This window comes from Aurantiacibacter gangjinensis (assembly GCF_001886695.1).
GTDB lineage: Bacteria > Pseudomonadota > Alphaproteobacteria > Sphingomonadales > Sphingomonadaceae > Alteraurantiacibacter > Alteraurantiacibacter gangjinensis.
In genome coordinates, this window is the sequence record NZ_CP018097.1 from 393026 (window position 1) to 406134 (window position 13109).

The 13109-nt window shown below is 61.7% G+C and carries 17 protein-coding genes and 1 pseudogene; 3 read left to right on the top strand and 15 right to left on the bottom strand.

Translation table 11 applies throughout. From position 1 onward, the window contains the following. Position 1: 1 nt before the first annotated feature. Positions 2–1072 carry a ribonucleotide-diphosphate reductase subunit beta gene (locus BMF35_RS01945; protein WP_047006691.1) on the bottom strand — a complete coding sequence of 357 codons (1071 nt, stop codon included), beginning with the start codon at positions 1070–1072 and terminating at the stop codon, positions 2–4. A gap of 121 nt (positions 1073–1193) precedes the next feature. Beyond that, on the bottom strand, positions 1194–1709 hold the full coding sequence (locus BMF35_RS01950; protein WP_047006692.1) for a hypothetical protein: 516 nt from the start codon (positions 1707–1709) through the stop codon (positions 1194–1196). A 114-nt stretch (positions 1710–1823) separates the two neighbouring features. Here BMF35_RS01950 and BMF35_RS01955 point away from each other — a divergent pair, with 114 nt between their 5' ends. Beyond that, the gene (locus BMF35_RS01955; protein WP_047006693.1) at positions 1824–2072 is read left to right on the top strand and encodes a hypothetical protein; all 249 of its coding nucleotides are present in this window, start codon (positions 1824–1826) and stop codon (positions 2070–2072) included. 8 nt (positions 2073–2080) lie between these two features. Here the strand turns inward: BMF35_RS01955 and BMF35_RS01960 are convergent, their stop codons facing one another. Together BMF35_RS01960 and BMF35_RS01965 are read right to left on the bottom strand one after the other, a co-directional pair. After that, complete coding sequence (locus BMF35_RS01960) at positions 2081–2413, bottom strand: hypothetical protein (protein ID WP_156172100.1); 333 nt, start codon at positions 2411–2413, stop codon at positions 2081–2083. 2 nt (positions 2414–2415) lie between these two features. Beyond that, positions 2416–2718, bottom strand: a complete 303-nt coding sequence (locus tag BMF35_RS01965) for a hypothetical protein (protein WP_156172101.1) — start codon at positions 2716–2718, stop codon at positions 2416–2418. Between the two features lie 112 nt (positions 2719–2830). Here BMF35_RS01965 and BMF35_RS01970 point away from each other — a divergent pair, with 112 nt between their 5' ends. After that, positions 2831–3688 carry an arylamine N-acetyltransferase family protein gene (locus tag BMF35_RS01970; protein WP_047006696.1) on the top strand — a complete coding sequence of 286 codons (858 nt, stop codon included), beginning with the start codon at positions 2831–2833 and terminating at the stop codon, positions 3686–3688. Here the strand turns inward: BMF35_RS01970 and BMF35_RS01975 are convergent. The 7 genes and pseudogenes from BMF35_RS01975 to BMF35_RS02005 form a co-directional block, all read right to left on the bottom strand. Further along, a complete protein-coding gene (locus BMF35_RS01975) occupies positions 3685–3867 on the bottom strand; it encodes a hypothetical protein (RefSeq protein ID WP_047006697.1) in 183 nt (60 codons plus the stop codon). The genes BMF35_RS01970 and BMF35_RS01975 overlap by 4 nt on opposite strands. 321 nt (positions 3868–4188) lie before the next feature. Beyond that, positions 4189–4485, bottom strand: coding sequence for a hypothetical protein (locus BMF35_RS01980; RefSeq protein WP_236781537.1), 297 nt, complete (start codon positions 4483–4485; stop codon positions 4189–4191). 2 nt (positions 4486–4487) lie between these two features. Further along, complete coding sequence (locus tag BMF35_RS01985; protein ID WP_047006698.1) at positions 4488–4670, bottom strand: hypothetical protein; 183 nt, start codon at positions 4668–4670, stop codon at positions 4488–4490. A 33-nt stretch (positions 4671–4703) separates the two neighbouring features. Then, the gene (locus BMF35_RS01990; RefSeq protein ID WP_047006699.1) at positions 4704–4931 is read right to left on the bottom strand and encodes a hypothetical protein; all 228 of its coding nucleotides are present in this window, start codon (positions 4929–4931) and stop codon (positions 4704–4706) included. Positions 4932–4935: 4 nt separating this feature from the next. Then, positions 4936–5121: a hypothetical protein gene (locus tag BMF35_RS01995; RefSeq protein WP_047006700.1), complete on the bottom strand. Its 186-nt coding sequence runs from the start codon at positions 5119–5121 to the stop codon at positions 4936–4938. A gap of 1 nt (position 5122) precedes the next feature. Next, positions 5123–5482: pseudogene (locus BMF35_RS02000) on the bottom strand (endonuclease domain-containing protein). 87 nt (positions 5483–5569) lie between these two features. Then, a complete protein-coding gene (locus BMF35_RS02005; protein ID WP_047006702.1) occupies positions 5570–7621 on the bottom strand; it encodes a ribonucleoside-diphosphate reductase subunit alpha in 2052 nt (683 codons plus the stop codon). A gap of 574 nt (positions 7622–8195) precedes the next feature. On the opposite strand from BMF35_RS02005, the gene BMF35_RS02010 reads away from it, so the two are divergent. Further along, positions 8196–8414: a hypothetical protein gene (locus tag BMF35_RS02010; protein WP_047006703.1), complete on the top strand. Its 219-nt coding sequence runs from the start codon at positions 8196–8198 to the stop codon at positions 8412–8414. Here BMF35_RS02010 and BMF35_RS02015 read toward each other — a convergent pair. From BMF35_RS02015 to BMF35_RS02030, 4 genes are all read right to left on the bottom strand, one after another. Beyond that, on the bottom strand, positions 8411–9175 hold the full coding sequence (locus BMF35_RS02015) for a hypothetical protein (RefSeq protein WP_047006704.1): 765 nt from the start codon (positions 9173–9175) through the stop codon (positions 8411–8413). The two genes, BMF35_RS02010 and BMF35_RS02015, sit on opposite strands and share 4 nt — an antisense overlap. A 285-nt stretch (positions 9176–9460) precedes the next feature. Then, positions 9461–10465: an acyltransferase family protein gene (locus tag BMF35_RS02020; RefSeq protein ID WP_047006705.1), complete on the bottom strand. Its 1005-nt coding sequence runs from the start codon at positions 10463–10465 to the stop codon at positions 9461–9463. A 35-nt stretch (positions 10466–10500) separates the two neighbouring features. Next, positions 10501–12096, bottom strand: coding sequence for an L-aspartate oxidase (nadB, locus tag BMF35_RS02025; protein ID WP_082115661.1), 1596 nt, complete (start codon positions 12094–12096; stop codon positions 10501–10503). Positions 12097–12142: 46 nt separating this feature from the next. After that, positions 12143–13096: an ABC transporter ATP-binding protein gene (locus BMF35_RS02030; protein ID WP_047006707.1), complete on the bottom strand. Its 954-nt coding sequence runs from the start codon at positions 13094–13096 to the stop codon at positions 12143–12145. Between the last annotated feature and the right edge of the window lie 13 nt (positions 13097–13109).

Sequence of the window (13109 nt, forward strand, 5' to 3'; positions counted from 1 at the left end):
GCTACTCCGCCGCAACACCCTTCGCACCGGCTCCGCTCTGACCAAACATATCCGGCCCGGCATCTTCCACGCTATCGTCCTCGTTTGATGCCTTCGCCTTCTGGCGCTTGTCGAAGCTGGACCATACGTCCTGCCAGTTGCCCGTCGTCGCGCCCTTGGAATATTCCGTTGCGCGGGTTTCGAAGAAGTTGGCGTGCTCCACGCCGTTCAGCAGCGGGGCGAGCCAGGGCAGGGGGTGGTCTTCCACCATGTAGATGCTCGGCAGGCCCAGCTGGCCCAGGCGCCAGTCGGCGATGTAGCGGATGTAGCGCTTGATTTCCTTGGCCGTCATGCCGGGCACGGGGCCATCCTCGAAAGCGAGGTCGATAAAGGCGTCTTCCAGCCGCACCGTCTTCTGGCACATATCCATGATGTCTTCCTTCACCGCCTTGGTGAGGCAGTCGCGCTCGGCGCAGAAGGCGTGGAACAGGCGGGTGATGCCTTCGCAGTGCAGGCTCTCGTCGCGCACCGACCAGCTGACGATCTGGCCCATGCCCTTCATCTTGTTGAAGCGCGGGAAGTTCATCAGCATGGCGAAGCTGGCGAAGAGCTGCAGCCCCTCGGTAAAGCCGCCGAACATGGCCAGCGTGCGGGCAATGTCCTCGTCCGTATCGACGCCGAATTCCTGCAGGTAATCGTGCTTGTCCTTCATCTCCTCATATTCGAGGAACATGCCGTATTCGCTTTCGGGCATGCCGATCGTGTCGAGCAGGTGTGAATAGGCGGCGATATGCACCGTCTCCATGTTGGAGAAGGACGCCAGCATCATCTTGATCTCTACCGGCTTGAAGACCGTGCCGTATTTCTCGTGGTAGCAATCCTGCACCTCGATATCGGCCTGGGTGAAGAAGCGGAAGATTTGCGTGAGCAGATTGCGCTCGTGATCGGTGAGGGTCTGCGCCCAGTCGCGGCAATCCTCGCCCAGCGGCACTTCCTCGGGCATCCAGTGGATCTGCTGCTGCCGCTTCCAGAAGTCGTAGGCCCACGGATATTCAAAGGGCTTGTAGGTCTTGCGGGCTTCGAGCAACGACATCTGGTATCTCCGGTTTCTGGCGCGAACGACGGATATAGTGAATCACGGGCGTGATTCGATAGCAAGGCCGGACTTTGTTTCGGGGATAACGCGGGGAAAAGGGCGCGGGCTTTGGGCCGTATCAGAACGCCCAGGCAACAATGGCGATGAAGCCGAGCACCGTCATGTCAGCCGCAAAGCCGGCCTTTGCGTCGAAGGGCACGTCCATTTCGGGCAGGCCGCTATCATCGTCGTCGCGCTTCTGCACGTGATCGGGCCAAAAGCGTTCTTCCAGCTTTCCGAAGCCATAGTCGATGGCCCAGATTGCGAGGAAAGCGAGCGGGATGAGCCAGAAACCGTTCTCGAAGCTGTCGGCAAGCCTTGGTATGGCCAAGCTCATTGCCCCGAGGACCAGCCCGAAAAACAGGCGCGGCCAGCGGAAGGGCGGCGGCTGCTCTTCCTCCGCCATGGCGAGCGCCGCGCGGTCCCTGGCGAAGGCCCCGCCGTCGGCCGCCAATGCGCGCTCCACCTTCCAGCGTTCGAAGCGGAAGCGCAGGTGCGGCCAGATACCCAGCACCAGCCCGACCGAGGCACCGGCCGCGAGAAACCACAGGTCCGACGTCTCGAACAGCGTGTTCAGGTCTATGGCGAGTCCCATCGCAGGCGGGTGTGCGCGTGCGGCCCGCCTGGGTCAAGCATGCGACCGGCGTCCGGAACAGGCAGGGCGCCCCGCCCGTTGAACGGACAAAGCAAACCTTACCGGAGATACCCCATGGGCCAGTACGAACCCGAAGACAGCCGCGTCGTGACGCATAGCAAGAAGCCCGATGCCGCAGGCCTTACTGCCACCGGCGCACGCGAAGACGAAGCGCGGCGCAAGGCGGCGCAAGGCGATGGCGATGTGGCTCTGCCCGATGCCATTCACACCACTCCGGCGCGGGGCGAGAAGGATGAGGACGCGCGCAACCCGTCCTACAATGGCGCGATGCGCGAGCGCGAGGAGAAAATTCGGAAGGACTAGGTCCGCCTTCAGACGCTCCAGACATAAGCGACGGCCAAGGCGATCACGACAAACCCGATCCAGTTGAGCACCGTCCCCACGCCGTCGTTCACTCGCCCCCAGATGGATTGCCGCCCGGAGGCTTGCCGCGCGTCGGGGACGGTCGACGCTAGCGCAAAGATCATGACGGCCAGCGCCAATTCCGCGAGGAAGCTGGCTAACGCAGCATGAAAAATCGATCTGTCGGCAAAGACATATAGAGCAACACCGATACTCAGCGATATCGGAAAATGCGCCACACGCAGCACGCGTAGAACCATTTTCATCGATATGCTGCGCCGTCGATGCGGTGCAGAAGTCATCCTCAGTCGGGGTCTTTCTTGACCCAGCGTAGGATTTCCAGCGCGATCAGGATGGGCGTGGACCACAGCCATGTCATCAAGGCCGCCTCGCGCCAACCGCGCGTTTCCGGCAAGCGCGGCGAACACTGGTAGATTTCCAGCAAATTCACCGGCGTGCAAGTGGAGGGCCAATAGGCGCCTGCATAAAGATACAGGCCCAGCCCCAGCCACGCCAGCTGCGAGACATACAGCACGACGTAACGCGAGATGTTCACCTCGCCATAACCGTGATGCGTCGGAAAACGCTTTGATCCGCCCTTGCTCATGGCATCCGCCATATCCCGTAAGTGGTTAACATCGCGTCACCACGCGACGGTTTCGCGCCAATTGCGTGCGGCGCGGATTGCGCAATGCGGGGCTGTCGTCCAAGAAGCGGCGATGGCCCTGCCTCCGCGCCTTCGCGCCTATCTTGACCGGATCGGAATGGCAGAGCCCCCTTCGCTCGATGCAGGAGGGCTATGCGCCATACAAGCTGCGCACCGGCGAGCGATCCCGTTCGAAAATCTGTCCGTCCGCATGGGCGGCAGCGTTTCAAGCGAAGCAGACACAGTGTTCGACAAGCTGGTAACGCAAGAGCGCGGCGGCTTCTGCTTTGAACATAACCGCCTCTTTGCCGACATGCTGGCGCTCGCCGGTTTCTCGTGCCGCCTGCTGCTGGCGCGCGTCCTGCTCGGCAATCCGGAGGCGATGCCGCCGCGCACCCATTGCCTGCTGCTGGTGGCGCTGGAGGACGGCGACTGGATCGCCGATGCGGGGTTCGGCGGCGCCTATGCCCCGCCAATGCCACTGGCCGACGGTGCCGAAGCGCAATCGCGCGACGGAGCCCTTCACAGGCTCCGGCACTGCGCCGATGAAGGCGCGCTGCCGGGGAGCTGGCTTCTCCATCGCAAAGGCCCGCGCCTTGCCGGCGATGGGCGCGCTCAAAGCGACGATGCGTGGGAACCGCAATATGCTTTCGACATGGCGATGGTGGCCGAGGCAGACCTCGCCATAGGCTGCCATTGGTCGGCGACGCACCCGACATCGCGCTTCACCAATCACACCATCGTGAGCCTCTGCCTGCCCGATGGCTTTGCGAGCATGGTCGACCGCGACCTGACCGTGTGGCGCAAAGGCCATGAGGTGGATCGACGAAAGGTTGTCGACGCCGATGAATATCGCGATGTGCTTGAGGCGCACTTCGGCCTCGCAATGGGCCCGGCGGATATTGCCCGCCTGCCGCTATTTCCTGCCTAGGGCGACGCGGCCCAGCTTAGCACAATGGCCAGGCCGAACATGGCCGCGCCCACCAGCATCAGCAGCGGCGCCTGCTGGCGGGCCTTCGCCGCCTTGTCGGCATCCTTCACGAATTTAGTCCCGCCCAGCATGAAGAAGAGCCCGGCCAGGAAAATTCCCAGTCCGCCATATGTCAGCATCGCGTATTCCCTCCTGTCGATGTCGAACCGGAGCGACACTGCGCGGGCCTGTGCCCGGTGGCGATGCCACGCTTATGGCGTCCCTCGTGAAGACAAACCGCGCCCTGCCCGCGACGAAATGCGGAACGCAAATCGGCCTCTCCCCGTTGATATGTTGAAACATGGGCACGACGTGCTCCGGGCAGGAAAGAGAGAGCCAAGGCCCGCCACAAACCGCTTTCTGTCGCTCCGCGAGGACGGCAGCAAAAGGAGCCCGGCGCTCGCAAAGCCTCAAGGAGGCTGGCGAGGCCGGGTTCCACGTTTTTGGCTAGATGCTTTTCGCTAGCGGCGTTTCGATCCGAAGACACTGCCCCCGCCCAGCACGGTTATGCCGAGGAAGAACCCGAAATCGTACCAGCCGCCGCGATTGGGAACGGCATACACCGCGATATCGCTGTCGAAGAGCGAACCGATCCACGCGAACGGGAAGACGAAGCCATGCCACAGGCCCCACCAGAAGCCGGGCGCGCCCGCTTCCCGGCTGACGCCCGCATCGACCTGGCTGGCGCAGGCCGTCACCACAAGAGCAGCCATGGCGACTAGTGCGATGCGCGCGGTGCGTTTGGTTCTGTCCCGCATCGTCATACCGGCCTGATGTAGATGGCAAAGGCCGCCATCAGCAGCATGGCGAGGCCCATCACGAAGAATTTCTGCCCACCCGGCTTGTCGCCCGATCGCAGCAGCACCGCCCCGCGCCACGCATTGACCAGCGCGAGCACGGCGACGACCACGATGGCGGAGAGGAAAAGCGTGTCATTGTCCATTGGCCAGTATTTTGCGCGATAATCGCGTCTGGCTCAAGGCTCGTCGGCGTCGACCGGAATACCGCGCGGGGCAAGCTCGCTCTCGCCATGATCCAGCACATCGACCACCGCATCGGTAACGGCGATCACCAGCGCGATGACCATGCAGATGATACCGGAAATGCGCCAGATACGCTGCTGGCGCGGATCGCTGCGCTTCTTCGCCTGCACCGTCAGCATCAGGCCAAGCAGCACGATCAGGATGATGGCGAGATAGGACATTGGGTTAATCCTGTTGGTGCAAGAGCAGCGCCACGGTTGTCAGCATGAGGATCGCTGCGGTGAACATCATGTGCCGCGATCCGCGCGTTTTCTCGCCATCGCGGATCAGCACAGCTCCGCGCCACGCATTCGCCACCGCCAGCACGCCGCCGACCATGATGATGCTGAGCCAGAGGGTGCGTTGGTCCACTTTATGGGTCCTTCGAGAGATGCGCGCTGATAGTGTGTAGCACGCCATCGCAGTTCTGTAGGACCTCGTTGTTCCAGAAACGGATGACGGTGAAGCCCTCGCTTTCCAAGTATCTCGTGCGCTGCGCATCCTGCGCTTCCTGTGCGGCATGCTGACCGCCATCGACTTCGATGATGACTTTGTGTCGATGGGAAAGAAAGTCGGCGATTTAGCGCCCAACCGGAGACTGACGTCGAAACTTAGCGTCCGGAAAACTGCGACGTATTCCGCGCCAGAGTTTCTTTTCGGCATCGGTGGCGTTTTTACGAAGTTCGCGTGCCCGCTCGACTGCACCGGCAGGTGCGGTGTCATAGCCTTTCATGCCCTCACCCTTTCGCGGCTGCGCCGCTCTTTCCCTCTCCCGCCGGGAGAGGGAGGGGCCCGCCGCGAAGCGGTGGGAGGGTGAGGTTTACTGGCAGGCCAGACACTCGTCGTAATCGGTGCTTTCGCCGGCGCTCAGCTCGAACTTGGTGGCCTCGGCAGTGTTATCCGCTTCCACGCCGCCGGCAAAGCCTGCGCGCTGCACGCTCTTGCTCCGCAGGTAATAGAGCGACTTGATGCCCTTTTCCCATGCCTGGAAGTGCAGCATCATCAGGTCCCACTTGTCGACATCGGCGGGGATGAAGAGGTTCAGCGACTGGGCCTGGTCGATATATTCGGACCGGTCGGCGGCAAATTCCAGCAGCCAGCGCTGGTCGATCTCGAAGCTCGTCTTGAACGCGCTCTTTTCCTCGTCGGTGAGGAAATCGAGATGCTGCACACTGCCGCCTTTTTCGAGGATCGAGTTCCAGACATTGGTCGAGTTCTTGCTCTTCTTGTCGAGTACCTTTTCCAGATACGGGTTCTTCACGATGAAGCTGCCCGACAGCGTCTTATGCGTGTAGATATTGGCCGGGATCGGTTCGATGCAGGCGCTGGTGCCGCCGCAAATGATGCTGATGGAGGCGGTCGGGGCGATCGCCATCTTGCAGCTGAAACGCTCCATCGCGCCCATTTCCTCGGCATCCGGGCACGCGCCGCGTTCCTGCGCCAGCACCATGCTGGCTTCGCTCGCCTTGCCGTGAATGTGCTTAAACATCTTCAGGTTCCACACCTTGGCCATCGGGCTTTCAAAGCCGATGCCCTTGCTCTGCAGGAAGGAGTGGAAACCCATCACGCCCATGCCCACGCTGCGTTCGCGCATGGCGGAATATTTGGCGCGGGCCATCTCTTCGGGCGCGCGGTCGATATAGTCCTGCAGCACGTTGTCGAGGAAGCGCATCACATCCTCGATAAAGGTCTTGTCGCCGTTCCACTCGTCCCATTTCTCGAGGTTGAGCGAGGACAGGCAGCACACCGCCGTACGGTCATTGCCAAGGTGGTCGATGCCGGTCGGCAGGGTGATTTCGCTGCACAAATTGGAGGTCGAGACCTTCAGGCCCAGGTCGCGGTGATGCTTGGGCATCATGCGGTTCACCGTGTCGGAGAACACGATATAGGGCTCGCCCGTGGCAAGCCGCGTCTCGACCAGTTTCTGGAACAGGCTGCGCGCGTCGACTTGGCCGCGCACGCTGCCATCCTTGGGCGATTTGAGATCGAATTTCTCGCCCGCGCGCACCGCTTCCATGAACTCGTCGGTCAGCAGCACGCCGTGGTGCAGGTTCAGCGCCTTGCGGTTGAAATCACCCGAGGGTTTGCGGATTTCGAGGAATTCCTCGATTTCGGGGTGGCTGACATCGAGATAGCAGGCCGCCGAACCGCGGCGCAGCGAGCCTTGCGAGATCGCCAGCGTCAGGCTGTCCATCACCCGCACGAAGGGGATGATGCCGCTGGTCTTGCCGTTCAGGCCGACAGGCTCGCCAATGCCGCGCACATTGCCCCAATAGGTGCCGATGCCGCCGCCCTTGCTGGCGAGCCACACATTTTCGTTCCACGTGCCGACAATGCCATCAAGGCTGTCCGACACGGAATTGAGATAGCAGGAGATCGGGAGGCCGCGATTGGTGCCGCCATTCGACAGCACGGGCGTTGCCGGCATGAACCACAGGTTGGAGATGTAGTCGTACAGGCGCTGGGCGTGGTCCTGGTCGTCCGCATAAGCATCGGCCACGCGGGCGAACAGATCCTGGTAGCTTTCGTTTGGCAGCAGGTAGCGATCGGTGAGCGTCTCCTTGCCGAATTCGGTGAGGTTCGCATCGCGCGCTTCATCGGTGACGATGGTGAAGCGGCGCGGATTGACCTTCTTGGAGTCATCACCCGAACTGTCCTTGTCGGCCTTCATCGCAACCGCGACGGCGCCAGCCATGGCACCTGCCGCAGCTTCATCTACCAGCGCATCGCTGCCTGCGTCTTTCTTGTCCATGCTCACTGCCTTTTGTTCGGAACGCGCCGCGGTATTGGCTGCATCGGCCTTGGTTTCAGTGGTGTCTTCCACGCTGTCTTCAAGTCCCATTGCGGCCTCGTCGCTGTTCCGGAATTCCATTTCTTGCCCGCTCCCTGTTGGCATGGGCCGAGGCGGTTTGCGCCTGCTTGCCCTTGCGAATCGTATCTGTTGCCATCGACCCGAAACCGGCATGCTGCCAGCGCGGCGCGATGCGGGCACGAACGGGAATCGGTTTATCCCCTGCCAGCCCGCAATCGCCTTCCCGGATCGGTCCACCAGAGCGACTCCGACCCCGTGGCGCGAAACGTGGCGCGCTAGGTCCAAAGTCTAGGTCTAGTAGGTCGCCCCGGCAAGTCGACCACAACCCCTTGTGAATCAGCCGGGACTCAGGCGCAAGTGGTTAAGTTCGATTTACCGTGCGGATTATCGTTTCGAACAGGTGCATCATGCCAGCAACACGGTGCGACGCGTGGGACATCCACGACTCGCAAAGCGCGCAAGAGGGAAAAGCAATCTGCGGAAAAAAACCTGTTGAAGTGTGTGGTCGTGAATCAAAAGAATCGCATTGCGCAACATTGCATCAAAATTGCGCGCGGGCGGCGTGAGAGGGTTGGCGCAGGGGCCGGGCCTGTGCCACATGAACGCCTGACGGGATGATAAAGGGGTCATAACCATGGTCGTGTTTTTCAAGGCGCTGCCTTTCGGCATTTTCCTGACGCTGATCATAGCCCTGTTCATGGGCTCGGGAGGAACGAGCGGCGGTGTGCTGGCCATCTTTCCGTTCAATGTCACAATTCCCGAAATCGGCATCGACATGACGCTTTACTGGAGCTGGAACCTCTTTCTGGCTTCCACGGCGCTGGCTTTCGCCATCCTGTTCCTGATGGATTAGCGCCGATTTTCAGAATCTGCGCCGGTCGGACGCGCAAGCTGGATGAGCGACAGCGAATTATCGACATCCTCGTCACCGCATTGCATGCGCACGAGCTGGATGCGCCTATCGCCCATTCCTTCAGGCAGACCGTCCGTCGCAAAATCGCAGACGCCCCATTCGGACATCATGCCGGCAAACATCTCGAGAAACAGCTCACGCGTGCTTGCAGTCGACATGCGCGGAGCATCGAACAGGCTTTGTCCGAACACATCCACGGCAGAGCGGGCCCGCGCACGGGCTTGCATCTGCGAGAATGCGAAAATGACATCTCGATCGTATCGTATCGTGAAGCGATCCGGCTCAGCCTCGCCTGTTTCGGGTTGCGGCAGGCGCATGCCGGCATCGCTTGATCCGGCATGAAAAGTCGCCCCGGCATCGGCGATGACGGCAAACGGATCGTGCCAGTACCCGACAGACTGTGTCACAGTCTCATGCCGCTCCAGTGCAGGATCTTCATCGAACACCGTCTGCCGGAGGGCGCGATAGACGAGCCAAGATGTCTCGTCCCCGCTCTCCAAATCGATCCTCACGAGATGGCTTTCGATCTGCAGGTTGTAATATGATCCCATGTTATCGCGCGACGTGCGCAGTACGAAAACGCTATCCGGTCCGATCGCGAAGACCTCGTCGCGCAAAGTGATGATATCCTCCGGCGTAGCTCGCGCCGGGACTGCGAGAAAGATTAGAGCGGAGAGAAAAAGCGTTGCGATAATCTTCATGCAGTCTCGCCTGTAACATGGCGGCTGAACCGGTTCCTAATGACCCCGATTGGCGCGGTGCCATCATGCGCCCAAGAGAGCGCCGCCATACCATAGCAGCGACGGCTGCCGGAGCGGAGTTCGGCGTCCGGAACGAGCACGGTCACCATCTGGTTCGGCGATGCTTTGTAGACGCACGCGGTGGCGCTCAGCCTCACGCCCCAACATCAAACAGCCGATATTCCAAATGTCATCGGTCATCCCCCGACCGACTGCGGGTGGAGCGTCGACAAAACCGAAAGGAAATCAGGCAGCGCCCCCAGGCAACCAGCGCGAGCCGCCCGCCTGTCGCGCCCTGCGATGCGACAGCACTTGCAGCAAGGGGCGTTCCACCCGTTTGTGCACCAGCACCCCGAACCCGATCGCCCCCAGCATCGCGCATAGCGCGGAAAGCCATGGCATGCCCAGCGTTGTGATATGGCTCACCACCAGGTGAATCACGATCATGTGCGATAGATAAATCGCATATGACGCATCGCCCAGCAATTTGGGGAATGTCCAGTGTTGCAGGCGATCGTCCAGCCCGCGCCCCGCAGCGATAATCACCGCGGCAGGTATGGTGATCGACAACCAGTGCGGAACGGCCGTACCGTCGAGCACGGCAAGGGCGGCAAAGCCTGCCGCCATGGTCCAGCCGGGAAGCTGCAGGCGGCAATGCGCGATCACCATGCCGGCGGCAAATTCGAAAAAGTGTGCGTCGAGGTAGAAGGCGACCAGTGGCCAGTCGGTCGCCAGGGGTTTGAACCACGGTGCAACGCATAGGATGGCGACCACGCCCCAGATCGTGAGCGTGCGCGGAAGCAGGAGGGCCGCTGCGAACAGAGCATAGAAGGCCATCTCGAAATACAACGTCCAGCCCAGCCCCAGCACGGGCAGCCGGACAGTACCGGTCGATGGATCGAGCGAGGGGAGAAGGGCGTAGGAGGCCATCAGCCAGCCCGCGTCAAATGGCGCACCGATGAGCACCCACGCCGTGAGCATGATCCACCAGAACGGCATGACGCGAATGAAACGGCGTTTGAGGAAGTTTCCCGGAGCGTGGGTGCCGTGCCGGGTGGATTCCACCATCACGAAGCCGGAAATGACAAAGAAGATCGCCACCCCGTGCCGCAGCCAGGCTGGCTGCGCCTCTTCGGCCATCGGCACCACACCAAAGCCGAAGATGTGCACGCCAACCACCATCAGCGCGGCAACACCGCGCATGTAATGGATGGAACGCACTTGGTCGGCTTGATGCGTAGAAGCGATCATGGCGCGGCCATGGCACGCGCAAGGTCAAAACCGCGTTAATGCGGTGTCAGCACCGTATCGCGCGGCTCGTCTTCCAGCCCGGGATAATCGAGCGTGAAGTGCAAGCCGCGGCTTTCGTGACGGCGTAGTGCGCTTTTAACGATCAGCTGCGCGCATTGATGCAGGTTGCGCAGTTCGATCAGGTCGGTCGTCACGCGGAAATTGCCGTAATAGTCGTCGATCTCCTCGCCCAGCAGATTGATACGATTGCCCGCGCGTTCCAGGCGCTTGGTGGTGCGCACGATGCCGACATAGTTCCACATGAAGCGGCGGATTTCGGTCCAGTTCTGCTTGATAATGACTTCCTCGTCGGAATGGGTGACGCGGCTTTCATCCCATTCACGAATGGCAGGCGGCGGGGTGAACCCGTCCCAATGATCGAGGATGTCCTTGGCCGCCGCTTCGCCGAACACGAAGCATTCCAGCAGGGAGTTGGAGGCAAGGCGGTTGGCCCCATGCAGGCCGCTTTCGGTGCATTCGCCTGCGGCATAAAGGCCCGGCAGGTCCGTGCGGCCATCGAGGTCGATCACGATGCCGCCGCACGTATAATGCTGCGCGGGCACGACCGGGATCGGCCCCGCCGTCATGTCGATGCCAAGGCCCAGCAGCTTTTCGTGAATGGTCGGGAAATGCTCCCGCACGAAATCGGCGGGCATGTGGCTGATATCGAGATGGACGTAATCGAGACCGTAGCGCTTGATCTGGTCGTCGATGGCGCGCGCCACCACGTCACGGGGGGCCAGCTCCATCCGCTCAGCATCGTAATCCTGCATGAAGCGGTGGCCGGTTTCGGGATGGAACAGCCTGCCGCCCTCGCCGCGCACGGCTTCGGTAATGAGGAAGTTCTTCACCTCCAGATTGTAGAGGCAGGTGGGGTGGAACTGCATCATCTCCATGTTGGAGACGCGCGCGCCTGCCCGCCATGCCATGGCGATGCCGTCTCCCGTCGCGCCGCGCGGGGCGGTGCTGAACTGATAGACGCGGCCCGCCCCGCCTGCCGCCATGATGGTCGCCTTAGCCGTATACGCCTCGACCTTGCCGGTCGCGGTATCGAGCGCATAGGCGCCCCACACGCGTCCGCTACCCGAATATTTTTCCTCATGCCGACCGGTAATGAGATCGATGCAGGTCCGGTCCGCCAGCATGGTGATGTTGGGGTTTTCCTCAGCCGCTTTCAGCAGCGCGGCCTGCACCGCCCAGCCCGTCGCATCGTCCACATGCACGATGCGGCGATGCGAATGGCCGCCTTCGCGGGTGAGGTGCAGGTCGCCGCTTGCACGGTTGAACGGCACGCCAAGGTCGCAGAGCCGGTCGATCGCCGCAGGCGCGCGCTCGATGACGAACTCCACCGTCTCGCGGTCGTTCAGGCCGGCACCTGCGACCATGGTATCGCGCACATGATCCTCGAAAGTGTCGCCCGCATCCAGCACGGCGGCAATCCCGCCCTGCGCCCACGCGGTAGAGCCGGAATGCAAATGCCCTTTGGCCAGCACGCAGACTTTCAGCTCGGTTGCGAGCGAGAGCGCGGCGGTCAGCCCTGCCGCGCCCGATCCGATAATCAGGACATCGTAGCCGGTGGTATTCTCTTTCATCGGCATGTCATTGCCTGCTGCACGCCTGTGCCGCAAGCGTGCCTGTTCAGCTCGATGCCGCGGCGAGATCGGCTTCGCCGGTCAGCTGGACGAAGACATCCTCCAGATCGGCTTCGCGCGTCGACACATCCTCGATGGTGAAGCCCTGCGCCTGCACCTGGGCGAGGACTTGCCCGGCTGTCATCTCGCTCTTGTCATAGGTGATCTCGATCACGCGCTCGCCCACACTCTGGCATTTGCGGAAGCGGGGATCGGCGGGCAGCGCGCCGACATCGCTATCCACCGTCAGCGCGATGATCTTCTCGCCCATCATGCCGACGAGTTCGCGCGTGGGCTTGTTGGCGATCAACTCACCATGATTGATGATGGCGATCTGCTCACACAGTTCTTCGGCTTCTTCGAGATAATGCGTGGTCAGCACCACGGTCACGCCCTCGGCATTCAGCTCACCCACCAGCTCCCACAGCTGCTTGCGCAATTCGACATCGACGCCCGCCGTGGGCTCGTCAAGCACCAGGATCGGCGGCGAATGCACCATGGCTTTTGCGATCAGCAGACGGCGCTTCATCCCGCCCGACAGCGTGCGGGCATAGGCATCGCGCTTGTCTTCCAGCCGGACGGCGCGCAGCAGTTCTTCAGACCGACGCAGCGCCTTGGCGATGCCGTAGAACCCGCTCTGGTTTTCCAGCACTTCATAGGGCGTGAAGAAGGGATCGAAGACGATTTCCTGCGGCACTATGCCGATATTCAGCTTGGCGTTGCGATGGTCTTCATCGATGTCACGACCCCAGATGCGCACGGTTCCGCCGGTCTTGTTCACCAGGCCCGCCATGATGTTGATCAGCGTCGACTTGCCCGCGCCATTGGGGCCGAGCAGGCCGAACACGCTGCCTTGCGGCACGTCGAAACTCACACCTTTCAGCGCCAGCTTGGGCGGCGCCTTCGCGCTGCCCGCATATTCCTTGCGAAGATCGCGGATTTCTATCGCTGCGTCGGCCATGGCGGCGTCCTTT

What these genes read in the sequence shown, in the direction of transcription:
- BMF35_RS01945 (WP_047006691.1), bottom strand. Translation starts at nt 1,072, where the DNA reads ATGTCGTTGCTCGAAGCCCGCAAGACCTACAAGCCCTTTGAATATCCG.
- BMF35_RS01950 (WP_047006692.1), bottom strand. Translation starts at nt 1,709, where the DNA reads ATGGGACTCGCCATAGACCTGAACACGCTGTTCGAGACGTCGGACCTG.
- BMF35_RS01955 (WP_047006693.1), top strand. Translation starts at nt 1,824, where the DNA reads ATGGGCCAGTACGAACCCGAAGACAGCCGCGTCGTGACGCATAGCAAG.
- BMF35_RS01960 (WP_156172100.1), bottom strand. Translation starts at nt 2,413, where the DNA reads ATGACTTCTGCACCGCATCGACGGCGCAGCATATCGATGAAAATGGTT.
- BMF35_RS01965 (WP_156172101.1), bottom strand. Translation starts at nt 2,718, where the DNA reads ATGAGCAAGGGCGGATCAAAGCGTTTTCCGACGCATCACGGTTATGGC.
- BMF35_RS01970 (WP_047006696.1), top strand. Translation starts at nt 2,831, where the DNA reads ATGGCCCTGCCTCCGCGCCTTCGCGCCTATCTTGACCGGATCGGAATG.
- BMF35_RS01975 (WP_047006697.1), bottom strand. Translation starts at nt 3,867, where the DNA reads ATGCTGACATATGGCGGACTGGGAATTTTCCTGGCCGGGCTCTTCTTC.
- BMF35_RS01980 (WP_236781537.1), bottom strand. Translation starts at nt 4,485, where the DNA reads ATGCGGGACAGAACCAAACGCACCGCGCGCATCGCACTAGTCGCCATG.
- BMF35_RS01985 (WP_047006698.1), bottom strand. Translation starts at nt 4,670, where the DNA reads ATGGACAATGACACGCTTTTCCTCTCCGCCATCGTGGTCGTCGCCGTG.
- BMF35_RS01990 (WP_047006699.1), bottom strand. Translation starts at nt 4,931, where the DNA reads ATGTCCTATCTCGCCATCATCCTGATCGTGCTGCTTGGCCTGATGCTG.
- BMF35_RS02005 (WP_047006702.1), bottom strand. Translation starts at nt 7,621, where the DNA reads ATGGAATTCCGGAACAGCGACGAGGCCGCAATGGGACTTGAAGACAGC.
- BMF35_RS02010 (WP_047006703.1), top strand. Translation starts at nt 8,196, where the DNA reads ATGGTCGTGTTTTTCAAGGCGCTGCCTTTCGGCATTTTCCTGACGCTG.
- BMF35_RS02015 (WP_047006704.1), bottom strand. Translation starts at nt 9,175, where the DNA reads ATGAAGATTATCGCAACGCTTTTTCTCTCCGCTCTAATCTTTCTCGCA.
- BMF35_RS02020 (WP_047006705.1), bottom strand. Translation starts at nt 10,465, where the DNA reads ATGATCGCTTCTACGCATCAAGCCGACCAAGTGCGTTCCATCCATTAC.
- nadB (WP_082115661.1), bottom strand. Translation starts at nt 12,096, where the DNA reads ATGAAAGAGAATACCACCGGCTACGATGTCCTGATTATCGGATCGGGC.
- BMF35_RS02030 (WP_047006707.1), bottom strand. Translation starts at nt 13,096, where the DNA reads ATGGCCGACGCAGCGATAGAAATCCGCGATCTTCGCAAGGAATATGCG.